At 44.6% G+C, this 12405-nt stretch carries 10 protein-coding genes; 8 read left to right on the plus strand and 2 right to left on the minus strand.

Going from position 1 to position 12405, the window contains the following annotated elements; genetic code table 11:
• Positions 1–4: 4 nt before the first annotated feature.
• From AAFP14_RS19835 to AAFP14_RS19845, 3 genes are all read left to right on the plus strand, one after another.
• Positions 5–1219 carry a DUF4331 domain-containing protein gene (locus tag AAFP14_RS19835; RefSeq protein WP_341733929.1) on the plus strand — a complete coding sequence of 405 codons (1215 nt, stop codon included), beginning with the start codon at positions 5–7 and terminating at the stop codon, positions 1217–1219.
• A gap of 541 nt (positions 1220–1760) precedes the next feature.
• Positions 1761–3167 (plus strand): tetratricopeptide repeat protein, encoded by a 1407-nt coding sequence (locus AAFP14_RS19840; RefSeq protein WP_341733930.1) that lies wholly within the window; start codon positions 1761–1763, stop codon positions 3165–3167.
• Between the two features lie 235 nt (positions 3168–3402).
• Complete coding sequence (locus AAFP14_RS19845) at positions 3403–4866, plus strand: nickel/cobalt transporter (RefSeq protein ID WP_341733931.1); 1464 nt, start codon at positions 3403–3405, stop codon at positions 4864–4866.
• Positions 4867–5256: 390 nt separating this feature from the next.
• Here the strand turns inward: AAFP14_RS19845 and AAFP14_RS19850 are convergent, their stop codons facing one another.
• On the minus strand, positions 5257–5697 hold the full coding sequence (locus tag AAFP14_RS19850) for a DUF6918 family protein (RefSeq protein ID WP_341733932.1): 441 nt from the start codon (positions 5695–5697) through the stop codon (positions 5257–5259).
• Positions 5698–5735: 38 nt separating this feature from the next.
• Here AAFP14_RS19850 and AAFP14_RS19855 point away from each other — a divergent pair, with 38 nt between their 5' ends.
• From AAFP14_RS19855 to AAFP14_RS19870, 4 genes are all read left to right on the plus strand, one after another.
• Positions 5736–6011, plus strand: a complete 276-nt coding sequence (locus AAFP14_RS19855) for a hypothetical protein (protein WP_341733933.1) — start codon at positions 5736–5738, stop codon at positions 6009–6011.
• Positions 6012–6484: 473 nt separating this feature from the next.
• A complete protein-coding gene (locus AAFP14_RS19860) occupies positions 6485–7855 on the plus strand; it encodes a Ycf66 family protein (protein WP_341733934.1) in 1371 nt (456 codons plus the stop codon).
• A 160-nt stretch (positions 7856–8015) separates the two neighbouring features.
• Positions 8016–9482: a cobyric acid synthase CobQ gene (cobQ, locus tag AAFP14_RS19865; protein ID WP_341733935.1), complete on the plus strand. Its 1467-nt coding sequence runs from the start codon at positions 8016–8018 to the stop codon at positions 9480–9482.
• 41 nt (positions 9483–9523) lie between these two features.
• Positions 9524–9760, plus strand: a complete 237-nt coding sequence (locus AAFP14_RS19870; protein WP_341733936.1) for a 2Fe-2S iron-sulfur cluster-binding protein — start codon at positions 9524–9526, stop codon at positions 9758–9760.
• 61 nt (positions 9761–9821) lie between these two features.
• On the opposite strand, the gene AAFP14_RS19875 is transcribed toward AAFP14_RS19870, so the two are convergent.
• On the minus strand, positions 9822–11162 hold the full coding sequence (locus AAFP14_RS19875) for a hypothetical protein (RefSeq protein WP_341733937.1): 1341 nt from the start codon (positions 11160–11162) through the stop codon (positions 9822–9824).
• Positions 11163–11258: 96 nt separating this feature from the next.
• Between AAFP14_RS19875 and AAFP14_RS19880 the strand changes: the two genes are divergently transcribed.
• Entirely contained in the window at positions 11259–12047 is a 789-nt protein-coding gene (locus tag AAFP14_RS19880; protein WP_341733938.1) for an SDR family NAD(P)-dependent oxidoreductase, read from the plus strand.
• The last annotated feature ends 358 nt before the right edge of the window (positions 12048–12405 follow it).

Consider the following 12405-nt stretch of genomic DNA (forward strand, 5'->3'; position numbering starts at 1 on the left):
AACTGTGAAACTACCCAAAAACATTCGGCGCACAATACTAGCGATAGAATTAGCTCTAATTGCCGTATTAACCCCAGGGATAATTGCAGCTTCCGATCACGACGACGGCGAAGTAGACATCAAAGGTCGCACAGTCAATTTAACAGACCTCTACGTGTTTCGCGAACAAGACCAGAATTCTGGCGCTGCGGACGGAGATTTAGTATTCATCATGAATTCAAATCCCCGGTCTATAGCTCGCTATCAATATTATTTCAGCACTACGGCTCTTTACCAATTTCACATCACACAGGTAGGTGATGTGAATTCTACCCCCACAGGACGAGCAGATATAATTCTGAGACTGGCATTTAGTCCACCTAATAATCAAGGTATACAAGCGGCGGCTGTTACTGTGGTTCGTGGCGGTGTAGAAACTACTACTAATACAACAGTTAATAATAGCTTAATTACCACAACACCGCTCAATTCTAATGCTGTTTTAAATACAGTACCGGTGGGCGGTTCTAACTTGACCGTATTTGCAGGTTTGCGGGAAGATCCGTTCTTCTTTGATGTTGAACAATTTTTCCGAGTGCGGTCTGGGGCTTTGGGCACTGGACCGAAAGTAAGTTTTAAACAACCAAGTCAAGCGATCGACTTTGCGAAAGGTTACAACGTCAATACAATTGCTGTGCGGGTTCCGAAAGCATTTTTGCAAGCAGGAACTGGGGCGAATACCTTTGATGTGTGGTCAACGGTTTCCATCAGGGATGGAGTTGGTGGTTTCAAACAATTTGAGCGCTTGGCTAGACCTGCAATCAATGAAGGTTTGATCGTAACTCCTGGGTTTCTGGAGGCATTTAATAATATTTCTCCCAGATTAGATTTGAGTTCTGCTGCGGCTCCGGTGCGCCAGGAAGCTGTTGCGACTTTGAATGCTGTGGATCTTTTGGATGGTAAGGATAACGTCGATCCAAATGCGATCGCAGGAGCTTTTTTACCAGATGTGATGCGGATTGATACGACAAAACCAAGCGGTTATGGTAGCGCGACAAATGCTCAAGGAAGTTTGATCGGGGGTCGGATGCTTTTGGATGATGTGATTGATATCACTCTGGGAGCTTTGGTGGGTTCTCCTGTGGGCGATAACGTTTCTTATGAAGGAACGCCGGGAAATCCGGCTCAGGGACATAAGCCTTTACAACCGAGTTTTCCTTATTTGGCTTTGCCGAATTAGTCATTAGTCATTAGTCATTAGTCATTAGTCATTAGTCATTAGTCATTAGTCATTAGTCATTAGTCATTAGTCATTAGTCATTAGTCATTAGTCATTAGTCATTAGTCATTAGTGATTAGTCATTAGTGATTAGTGATTAGTCATTAGTGATTAGTGATTAGTCATTAGTCATTAGTCATTAGTCATTAGTGATTAGTGATTAGTGATTAGTGATTAGTCATTAGTGATTAGTGATTAGTGATTAGTGATTAGTCATTAGTCATTAGTCATTAGTGATTAGTGATTAGTGATTAGTGATTAGTGATTAGTGATTAGTCATTAGTGATTAGTCATTAGTCATTAGTCATTAGTGATTAGTGATTAGTGATTAGTCATTAGTCATTAGTGATTAGTGATTAGTGATTAGTGATTAGTCATTAGTCCTTAGTCATTAGTCATTAGCAGTACCCTGAGCGTAGTCGAAGGGTTATGGGTTATGGGTTATGGTTATTGGCTAATGATGGGAAATTCTTTTTTTTTGAACTCAGATTAACGCAGATTTATGAGTGTAAAAACAGGACGAGGAATTAAATCGGATGTTGTTTGGTGGTGGCTGCTGATAGCAGTTCCTGTAGTTGGTATTTTAGTGATTAATTTACCGCCTCATTTTCGTGAGATTGCGGATAAATTCTCTGAAAAAAGTCCGGCAAATCTCGATGCTAATTACCGATATCATTTTTCGGATGTATTGAGAAATAATCCGAATCAGAAAGATGCTATTCAACAAGAAATTAATTTTTATCAGCAGCGGCTGGCTGTGGATTCAAAAAGTGGTTTGAACCGGGCTGCATTGGCTGGGGTTTATTTGAAAATGGGTAGGGCTACTGGGGAGGGTGGTTGGTTTTTGTTGGCCCAACAGGCTGCTCAAAGATCGATCGCGGATTTGCCTTTTGATAATACAGGTGCGCTGTTAGTTTTAGCTAGAATTGCTGAGGCTAGACACGATTTTGCCACTGCTTTGCGTTTAGCTAAACAAGTAGGTTTTGACAATGAGGATGCGATCGCCCTTTCAGTCACATCTCACTTAGCAATGGGAAAAGTCAAGGAGGCGAATGCAGCAGCAGAAGCCTTAGTCAAACGGCTTCCCAACTTGGGCTCTCTGACTTTGAGGGCTTTGGCGAGGGAATCTCAAGGTAGAGATGCGGAGGTTTTGCAGGATTACAAACAAGCTTTGGCCCTGGAGGAACCAGGAGAAATTGCGGGTTCAGCGCGTACCCGATCGCTCTTGGGTCGATTTTACAGCCGTCGTGGGCAGTTTGTGCAGGCGAAAGCGCTGTTTTTGGAAACTTTGCGGTTGCTACCTCGATACCCCCTAGCGTTGATTTACATGGCGGATTTAGAAGTGCGACAAGGCAATTACCGGGAAGCAGAAAGTTATTACAGCAAGGTTTCTGCTTATTCGGGAGGGGCTGCGACGATCTACGATCGCCTTGTCGATCGCGGTAGGGCGAGAGTAAAACAGTTACAAGGAGATGCGATCGCCTCCAAAAAACTCCTCGACAAAGCAGAGGCTACGCTACGACAGGAACAGGTTTCTGGAGTTGGGGGTTTCGGGCACCGCCGAGATTTGGCGAGTTTGCTACTAGAAAAAGGTCGATCGCAGGATGTCACAGAAGCATTGGCGTTAATGCAAGCAGAAGTAAAAATCCGGCGCGATGCTGCGACGCTGGATACCTTAGCCTGGGCGCTTTCGGGCGCTGGGGAGTGGCAAAAAGCCGAGGATGTGATGGCCGAAATAGTGCGATCGGGCATTCGAGATGCCGCTATGTTCGATCGGGCGGGTGCGATCGCCCTTAAATTAGGGAAAAATCGTGAATCTCGCGCTTATTTCCAAACAGCCAAGGAAATCGACCCTACCTTCAAAAGGCGATCGAGTCAAGCATTAAGTTTAGGAAACGAACAATTTTGACATTAACTAATAGCCGTCATTCTGACAAGTTTGCTATTCCGTCAATCCGCCAGGGGTTGAAACCCCTGGCTCAAAGCTTAAGTCCTCTAAAGAGGACTAAAAGATATAAAAAGTAGAAAATCTTTAGTCGGTTTCAACCGACTTGAGCTATTAGACAGGGGTTTCAACCCCTGGCGGACTGTCACACTCACGAAAAAATTGCTAGCGGAAAAAATCACTAAAAAAACAAGTATTTATGCAAAACAAATCAAAGCGATCGCCAAAACTATTCATCCTATTTTTCCTAACACTTTCAATATTACTAACAACCTCAACCAATCCCGCTTACTCACACTGGGCAGATTTATCAGTAGCAGAAATAGTAGTCAACGATTCCCAAACCGAAATAACCTTAACATTCCCCACCGGCTTAACAAAATTTGCAGACGACAACCAAGACAGTCAGCTACAACCCGCAGAAATTAGCAAGCACAAAGCACAGCTAGAAAAATTTTTCAACCAACATATTACCATCAAAAACAGTAGCCAAATTCCCGGCTCTCTGGTACTAAAACCACTAGAAATAGCACCACAAACAGCCAATTTACTTCAACAACCAAATACCCACAGCACTTTACTTTTAAACTACACCTGGCCCCAAAAATCTCAAATACCAACTTCCAAGTTAATTAATAAAAATAAATTTTTGATCGATTACGCTCTATTTTTACCAGGAATAAACACAGCTAGCTGTCAAGCAACAATTGTCCAAGCAGGCACGCTCAAAAGTTTTGTGTTTACACCACAAAATCAAGAATTTTTAGTAACACAAAATCAATCAATTTGGGATGAAAGTTGGAGTTGGCTGTTAGCATTAGCCGGAGCATTTGCTTGGGGAGCCATGCACGCGATGTCACCTGGACACGGAAAAACCATTGTGGGTGCTTATTTGGTAGGTGCGCGGGCTACTCCCCTACACGCTGTATTTTTGGCAGCAACTACTACAATTACTCACACAGCGGGCGTGTTTGCTGTGGGCGGAATTACTCTGTTTGCTTCTCATTTAATTAATCCAGAAAAGCTGAATCCTTGGTTGAATTTAATCTCTGGATTTTTGGTGGCTTTAATTGGCTTCAAGCTACTTAGGGAAAGAAGCAAAAATAACTTCTCACTGAGGACGAGCTTCCTCAAATATTTCAAGACTAAATTTTTTCATCAAAACAGGGGTTTCAGGAATAAAGAGCTGACCATGAACTATGAAGAACCAGTTAATCTATTAAATAGAGGAAGTTGGGAGAGAGAATTTAAATCTGTTAAACCAGATTTAAATCATCATTACCACCATCATGGAGACGGCCGCGTTCACTCACATTTGCCACCCGGATCTGACGGTTCTCCTGTTACTTGGAAAAGCTTATTAGCCCTGGGCATTTCTGGCGGTTTGTTGCCTTGTCCTTCGGCGTTGGTGATGCTGTTGAGTGCATCAGCTTTGGGTAGTGTGGGTTTGGGCATGACGCTGGTGGTAGCATTTAGTTTGGGGTTGGCGTTGGTGTTGACTGCGATCGGCTTAATCTTAGTTTATGCGAAAGGGAAGTTTGATAAATTACCAAAACAACTGGCGGTAGTGAAGATTTTACCTGGGATGAGTGCGATGTTGGTCTTGTTATTGGGTTTGGGAATTACGGGACAAGCCATGTTGCAGATATTCGCTGCGAATTAATTATTTTAAGTAGAAGGTAGAAGGTAGAAGGTAGAAGGAAGAAGGTAGAAGAACCCCCCCTGCCCCAGGAGGGTTTCATTCTCTTGTAGGGGCAGCCCCCCGTGGCTGCCCCAATGCCTGAAATGACGGAACATTGTCGTTGGGGGGGTAGGCACGCACCATCCACTACCCCTACAAAACGATGATTTATCTGAGAATGAAACAGCCCTGCCCCCTGCCCCCCCTAGGGGGGAAATTCAGGAATCAGGAATCAGGAAGAAGACTTATGCAGTCGGCTTTTCGGTCATGGGTATTTTACGTTTAATTAAGTGGATTTACTTAGAACCCCGATTTTTGATCAAAAATCGGGGTTCTGGCTGAGTATTCGGTTGTTTGAATTTGGCTTAGTTATCAGCCGGCACTATTATATTTATCAATGATTTTGGCTAAATCAGGTATTCCGTTTTCGACATAGTTTTTAGCTGAGGGGCGCAGTTTGCCATAGGCTCCTTTTACCATGGCTCTGGTGCTGTTTTCGACTCTGGCGTCGCTGATTTGGAGCAATTCGTCAGCTACTTGAGATTTTCTTTGAGTGAGATATTCGATGGGGCTGCCATTGGTTACTGCTTCAGTCCACATGGGATCGAGTGCGCTAGAGATTTCTGGCAGCAGTTGATCGACAACTTGGGCACAATAATCAGCTCGTATTCCCTTGACAGTAGAGTAGGCAGCTTTCAGAGCCAAACCACCTAATCCAGAGGCGGAAGCAACTTGTTCGTCGATCAACCTGACACAATCATCAACAACATTGTCTCGGTTCTTTTCATTCAATAGAATATCGCTAAGCGCCATTTTAACTCTCCTAGGTTTAACAGTAACTATACTCTACAATGAAAATAGAACCTATCAAGGAAAATTTCAAAAAAATACTTATGGTCAGTTCGATCGCACTGGCAAGTAAAATTAGGATTAGATTTCACTCTCGGCACGGTTCGGTAATGCAACGAGGGGAAGTTTTAGGAATTGAGTCAAAGTTTGGTTCGATCGAAATACGTAATTTTGAGGTGATTTTGGGGACGTACTTAGTCCGGCAAATACGTGCAGTGATAGGGTTAAGCCGACGGCTAACAACATTTTTTCCAACATGGCACTGCCTCCAATATTAAGATGCACTCTAGCCTTATTCTTCTTACACCATCAATATACAAACATCTTTTACCTTTGAGTGCGATCGCATCGGTCGATAGCAGTGATATGTATCACAAGTTACACATACTCCCGAAGGGGGAGAGGGCTCGGCTGTTTCCTTCTCTTGTAGGGGCAGCCCCCCGTGGCTGCCCCAATCTCTGAAATGACGGAAAATGGTTGGTGGGGGGGGTAGGCACGCACCATCCACTACCCCTACAAACCCCTCGTTTTTTGGAGAATGAAACAGCCCTGGGAGAGGGCTCGGCTGTTTCCTTCTCTGGTAGGGACTACCCCCCGCCACTGCCCCTACCCCCTCCACTACTTCCCTCTTGCTTCTTCCCTATTCCCTCACAGAAGTCAAAAATTGTCCTAGAGAAAGCGGCCACCGGACACCCCTGAAAGGTAGAATTAGCCCGTAGAGGTTATTTGACACAGCGGAGGTGCCGACAATATGCTTGCATACTTTCTAGCGTTGGCGGTCGGTCTAGGCAGCTTCAGTATTTACATGGCTGCTTTCTTTTTTCCAGAAGTTCACCGCAAAAGCGATTTTGCCTGGAGTGGGGTGGGACTTTTTTATGCGTTAATTTTATGGGCTTGTGCGGGGCGAATTACCGGTGCTCTCCTGCTTGGTCAAATGGCGGCCGTGGCTCTTTTGGGCTGGTTCGCCTGGGAAACTTTGAGTTTACGCAGACAAGTTACACCTATTGCTGAGCAAACGCCGATTCCTCAGTCGGTAAATTTGCCGGGGGGTATGGGTGGCGCGTTGACGGGGATGTTTGCTAAAAAACCCGAACCAGCAACGAAAAAACCTAAGTTTGTCAGAGCACCCAAGCCGAAATCTGATGTGGTGCCAACACCTGTTGCCGATCGCCAGGTAAAAGCAGAGGCACCTGCGGTGGTTTCCCCGTTACCCGAAATCGTGGCAGAAAGTGCGATCGCCCCTGAATTGTTGCCACTTCCAGACTCGACACCAGCAGCAACTCAGGAAATACAGCAGTCGATCGCAATTCCTGTGGCTGACACCTCGCCAGCCCCTGTAGAATCAGCACCAACTAGCGACACTACAATCACCGCAAAAGTTTCAGAAATTGCCACCACACCAACTGTGGAGACAGCAGAGGCTCAACCAGACCTTAAACAAGAGCCAGAAGTCGATGACTTTGACCAGATGTGGAGGGCAGCAGCTAGAGGGTCCGAGTCTGGGACTCCAACGACAGCCCCAACAGCCGACTCAACTCCTGTCAAAGCCCCTAAAAAATCGGCTGGTTTCAGCAGTCTGTTCGGCAATCTCAAAAATAGTCTGGGCGGTTTATTGGGCCGGGGGGCTGAGAAAACCAAGTCCATAGCTAATACTCCGGTGACAACACCGAAAATGCCTTCAGAGTTGATCGAACTTGCATCTGAAGTAGGGGCAATTTCTACACCGGAGTTTGACCAAATTCTCGCATCAGAATTAGCCGAAGCAGCCCTAGAAGTGGTGGCAGAAACTAGCAGCACTGTCGCTGATGAAATTCCAGGAGTACCATTTCCTCTGGATGTGGAAGCCATGGCTGAATTGATTTCAGAAGAAACAGTGATTTCTCCAATTCAAATTACTGAAATTACAGTGGTGGAAGTGGTTTCGCCAACACCTGCGGAAGTGGAACTGTCCTCAGAGGCGATCGACAATGCCATAAAACAGCAGGTAGAGTCGATCGCCTCAGCAGACACACCGGAATTGATTCATCCAAATCCGCCAACTCCCAATCTGCTGAAAACTGACAAACCCGCCGATGAATCCAAGTCGGAAAATCTTTCCGACTCTGAGCAGACGACTCTCTAAAACACAAACCAAAAGGTAGAAATTAGAACTTTTTAGATTCTGCTTTCTGCCTTCATCAACAGGTAACAAATATTTTTTAAACCCGGTTTTTTCTTTTTTGTATTCAGCCTTCACAAAATCTTCGATAATTTTTGGATTAAATTTAGGTGAAATCAATATTATGAAAGCAATTATGGTAGTGGGAACAACTTCTCACGCAGGGAAATCTTTACTGGTTGCAGCTTTGTGTCGCATTTTTGCTCGCCGCCAGTGGCGAGTCACTCCCTTTAAAGGTCAGAATATGGCACTGAATTCCTATGTCACTGCGGCTGGGGGAGAAATTGGCTACGCTCAAGCAGTTCAGGCTTGGGCCGCCGGTGTAGCACCTTTGGTAGAAATGAATCCCATTTTGCTCAAACCCCAAGGAGATATGACTTCTCAATTAATTATGAAGGGTCGGGCGATCGCCAATATCCGAGCTACTCAATATTACGAAGAATATTTCGATCGAGGTTGGCAAGTTATTCGGGAATCTTTAGAATTTTTGAATCACCAATTTGACATGGTGGTTTGCGAGGGAGCCGGCAGCCCTGCGGAGATTAATCTCAAGCACCGCGATTTAACAAATATGCGCGTAGCCAAACATTTGAATGCTCGAACTGTGCTAGTAGTTGATATAGACCGCGGCGGAGCTTTTGCTCACATTATCGGTACTTTGGAATTGCTCGATCCAGACGAACGAGCTTTAATTAAAGGCTTCATTATTAATAAGTTCCGAGGACAAAAATCTATCTTAGATCCAGGGCTAATTTGGCTAGAACAACGTACAGGTATTCCCGTTGTTGGTGTAATTCCTTGGATAGACGAAGTGTTTCCCGCCGAAGACTCTCTCGATTTGCTCGATCGACGTTCTCCCAATTCTCACACAGACCTGAATATTTCTGTCATCCGCTTGCCCCGTATTTCTAATTTTACCGACTTTGACCCCCTAGAGTCGGAAACTACTGTCACCGTCAAATATGTCAGTCCCAAAGACGAGTTAGGCCATCCAGATGCAGTAATTTTACCAGGTTCTAAAACTACAATTTCTGATTTGCAGGTACTCCGACAAACGGGTATGGCAGAAGCCATTAAAAAATATTTAGTGTCTGGCGGTACTGTCATGGGCGTTTGCGGGGGGTTTCAGATGCTGGGAGAAAGTATAGTCGATCGAGAAGGCCTTGAGGGACTAAAGGGAGAATTTAAAGGCTTGGGATTGTTACCTTTGAAAACTGCGATCGCTCCTAATAAAATAGCCCGTCAGCGCACCGTAACTTCTAATTATCCTCAACCGGGTTTACCAGTTGCCGGTTACGAAATCCACCAAGGAATAACCCAAATGCTGGAGTCAGATTTAACTAAATCGCTGTTTGACGATCCTAGTTTGGGAATGGTCAATAATTTCCAATCTATTTGGGGTACTTACTTGCACGGTATTTTTGATAACGGAGCTTGGCGGCGGGCTTGGTTAAATCACTTGCGGCAGCAGCGAGGATTGCAGGCCCTACCTACAGGAATTCCTAATTACCGGGAACATCGGGAAGCTCTGTTGGACAGTCTGGCAGATACGGTTGAAAAGCATTTAGATATCAAACAGATTTTAGGGTAGCTATTACTCAATATATGATGAAAATATGAGGTGAAGTTTGAATGACAAAAATTTGTTTTTTACCAGAAAATGTAACCGTTGAAGCTGAACCGGGAGAACTGTTGCTGGATGTAGCTAAACGCGCGGGAATTTCTATTCCCACCGGCTGTCTCATGGGTTCTTGTCACGCTTGCGAAGTGGAACTGGAAGACGGAGAGGTAATTTGTGCTTGTATTTCCGGCGTACCTTCAGGAAAAGAGCAAGTAACAATTAATCTTTATGTTGACCCGGTTTGGTAATGGGGAATTGGGAATTGGGAATTGGGAATTGGGAATTATAATCGTTCCCCATTCACCAGTTTTATTTTTTTTGCCATTCTTGCTGTTTTTTTCTAGCTGATTGCAGCCATCTTTGGGCTTCTGGATAAACCGTCGTTCCCGGTTTTACAGATTCTAAAGTGTTGATAATTTCCTGCAAGTAACCCAGGGCGTAACCGGGATTTTGATTGATAGAATTTAGGTTAGTTTGGAACTTAGCAAACAAGCTTTTTGCTTGATTTAAAGCTTCCACTGACTCTTTTTCAGCTTTCAGTCGAATCTGTGTAGTGCCTAAATTATTTTGATATTGAGCTAGTTTTGTTTGAGCATCAAGATAGCCCGGATTATCAAAGGGAATTTGGCTAAGTCGTTCAATAGATTGTTGCCACAAATCAGCTATCTTTTGCCAAGTTTCGGCTGAATGTGGCGGTTTCTGCGATGCGGAGGCGGCACTAAAGGCAAATTCTTTGGCTGCTTCAATTAAGTTGTCCGCCCGCACTGAACCGGTAGCGACACCGCCCATTGCTTGAAAATCTCTCTCTGCTGCTTGCAGTTTTTTCCTAGCAGTTTCTCCGGCTAGGGTTTCTGGGGGAATTTGATTGAGTTGGTCGATCGCACTTTGCCAATTTATGCTAGCTTTTTGTCTATCTGCCGCATTTTTAGCTTGCTGGTACTGCTGTTTGGCAGTATTCAGGTTTTGTTCCACTTCCCCAAGCTGAGTAAAAGCATTTTTTTGTTGAAAAATCTGGGCTTCCATGCGCCCGATACTTTTGCGGGCTGCTTGAAATTCATCCACACTAAAGCGCCAAGTACAGCCAAAAAAAGAGCAATAGGTTTCTGGATAATAACCTAAAAACCAAACCGGCAAGGCATCCAGGTGTTTTTGCGCTTGTTTTGCTTTGGTTTCGCCCAAGTCGAAATCAGCCACAGCAGTGGCTTTATTTACCAATTGATCCGATTGTTCCACCAGGGCGATCGCCTGTCGATAATTGTAATCCATACTGCTAAAACTCGGCATTAACAATATGGGCAATTTATCTGCTATGGGCTTGCGAATGATGGGCACAGGTAGGTTTGCTAGCCAAATTATCCCCGCCCCCGCACCCAAAAAAACCCCCACCCAGATAATTTTGCCAAAGAATCCGGGCGGGCGGTTGGCTTTGACGGCGGCTTTGAGTGCTTTTTCGCTGAAGTTGGGAAATTGATCTTTGAAAGTAGCGCGAATTTCTTCTATGGATGCGAAACTGCCATTTTCCGATCGCATTTTCTCCAACTGCTTGATTACCATACTCCTGTAGACATTCCCAGCTATAGCATCAGCCGCCGCACATTTGTCAACTTCTGCCCGTAAAATTTCAAAAGCTCGATCGGTAAGACGCGCCATAAAACTCACCTATTCCCTTTTAAGTATTTTACAGTTAGCCACTCAAAATAATTGTTAAAATATATAAAGCACATATCAAATATCAGACATAATTTCATGCCAACTGCTTTAATCACCGGAGCTTCTAGCGGAATTGGTGCAGCTTTTGCCACCGAATTAGCCCAAGACAAGCACAATCTAATTTTGGTGGCTCGTTCCGCCGACAAATTGCACCAACTCGCTGCTACACTCCAAGAAAAATTCAATATTCGAGCAGAAGTAATCGTGCAAGATTTAACGGAACCTGGTGCTGGAGCCAAAGTATTTGAGGCCGTAAATCAAACAGATTTAACTGTAGATTTGTTAGTCAATAATGCGGGGTTTGGAGATTACGGTATTTTTGCCGATCGCCCCCTTGACAAACAACTAGCCATGGTGCAACTAAATATTGTAGCATTAGTTGAGCTTTCGCACTTATTTTTGCAGCAAATGCGCCGCAAAAAATCGGGAAGTATCATCAATGTAGCATCAATAGCAGCATTTCAACCGATGCCATACCTATCAATTTACGCAGCCACAAAAGCCTTTGTTCTGAGTTTCACCGAGTCACTGTGGGCGGAAAACAAAGATTTAGGAATACGAGTGTTGTGCCTTTGTCCAGGACCGACAGAATCGGACTTTTTTGCAGTAGCTGAATTCCCAAAATCACTAGCATCTAGCAGCGGGCAAAAACTGGTATCAGCCCAGGAAGTAGTGCGAGATGCTTTGAAAGCCTTAGACAAGAATGAGTCTAACGTTGTGACAGGGGGAGTTCCCAATCAAATCATCGTAAATATGCCCAGATTTATGCCACGAGAACTGTTAGTGAAGTCGGTAGCAAAGCTGTTTGGGCGCAAAGGGGAATAATCGCGGATATTTGACAGATATCTAACTGGATCGAATTCAAGTGCGATCGCACATTCAGGCCGCCAAAATTCCCGACGCCAAAATCCCCACGCTACCCCACAGAACCGCCGGGGGTTAAAAACCCCCGTCTCATAGCAAAAGTCCTCTAAAAGAGGACTGAAAAACAGATGAAATCAACAAATATTCGAGTATTTTGCACCATTCTTCAGTCGGTTTCAACCGACTTTCGCTATGAGACGGGGAATTGATTCCCCGGCGGACTCGCGGACAAACAAACTAGCCCAAAGAAACCGGGTTTTTCGCAGTTTTTCGGCTGTATCAATATCCTCGAAAAAAACCCGGTTTCTCCCCCAACCCC

It is taken from the genome of Microcoleus sp. EPA2 (assembly GCA_020882975.1).
Lineage (GTDB): Bacteria > Cyanobacteriota > Cyanobacteriia > Cyanobacteriales > Microcoleaceae > Microcoleus.

Coding starts and splice junctions, on each gene's coding strand:
- AAFP14_RS19840 (WP_341733930.1), top strand. CDS start 1,761: ATGAGTGTAAAAACAGGACGAGGAATTAAATCGGATGTTGTTTGGTGG.
- AAFP14_RS19845 (WP_341733931.1), top strand. CDS start 3,403: ATGCAAAACAAATCAAAGCGATCGCCAAAACTATTCATCCTATTTTTC.
- AAFP14_RS19850 (WP_341733932.1), bottom strand. CDS start 5,697: ATGGCGCTTAGCGATATTCTATTGAATGAAAAGAACCGAGACAATGTT.
- AAFP14_RS19855 (WP_341733933.1), top strand. CDS start 5,736: ATGAAAATAGAACCTATCAAGGAAAATTTCAAAAAAATACTTATGGTC.
- AAFP14_RS19860 (WP_341733934.1), top strand. CDS start 6,485: ATGCTTGCATACTTTCTAGCGTTGGCGGTCGGTCTAGGCAGCTTCAGT.
- cobQ (WP_341733935.1), top strand. CDS start 8,016: ATGAAAGCAATTATGGTAGTGGGAACAACTTCTCACGCAGGGAAATCT.
- AAFP14_RS19870 (WP_341733936.1), top strand. CDS start 9,524: ATGACAAAAATTTGTTTTTTACCAGAAAATGTAACCGTTGAAGCTGAA.
- AAFP14_RS19875 (WP_341733937.1), bottom strand. CDS start 11,162: ATGGCGCGTCTTACCGATCGAGCTTTTGAAATTTTACGGGCAGAAGTT.
- AAFP14_RS19880 (WP_341733938.1), top strand. CDS start 11,259: ATGCCAACTGCTTTAATCACCGGAGCTTCTAGCGGAATTGGTGCAGCT.